Genomic DNA, 771 nt, shown 5'->3' with positions numbered 1-771 from the left:
GCGCTCCTTGCGGATAGCCTGCCAGTAATGGCAGGAGTACGGGCTTACCGTGTTCCGTGTAGATGACACCGGAAGGTTAGGTGCTGACTCTTCCCCGGAGGTGTTGTTGCCCTCGCTTCAGGACCAAAAAACCTGAAGTCCATCCCTCATACCTTTTGGTGCGTGCCTGACAGCATCTTTGGCACGTTTTCAGTCACGAGGTTTATCGCCAGTTCACATACGTTCACCATACTTCCAAGCCTAGGCCCCTGCCACATGATACTTGCAGCTTCGCATCCTCCTCGCGGAGGTAGCTTCACCCTTCTGGGATCGGGGTACATTGTCGGACCGGCTTCAGACCGGGTAGTTACCCGCCCCGCCTGCAGTCCTAGGCTACTGCCGGAGGAACGGCAGGTCCTGTCCAACGATTTACTAAAACCGATGTCAGGACAATCACTTACACGACTTCACGTCGCACTTTTGGGGCAGAAGCAGCCGCGTTGATCCAGCCAACGCATCGGGAAAGATAGGCTCTCCCGACTGAGGCAACAGCCTTGCCCTAAAACCGGAGAGTGATGATATGTGGTTAATACCAATTTCTGTCACGCTGAAACTAAAAAAGACTCGGACCAGCTGGACACTGAAACTCCGAGTCTCTTTAAAGTAAGTCAGTAGTTTGGAAGGGGGCAAAGCTCCATAGGCGCTAACTTAAAGAGTAAATATCTGATATTACTGAATTTATACCAAGTATTTAGCTGGAAGTATTAGGCATTTACTCTTGGTTGTTTTGAA

The organism is Pseudovibrio sp. POLY-S9, assembly GCF_001431305.1.
Lineage (GTDB): Bacteria > Pseudomonadota > Alphaproteobacteria > Rhizobiales > Stappiaceae > Pseudovibrio.
The sequence above is the reverse complement of the archived record's forward strand: the minus strand, read 5'-3'. Positions refer to the sequence as shown.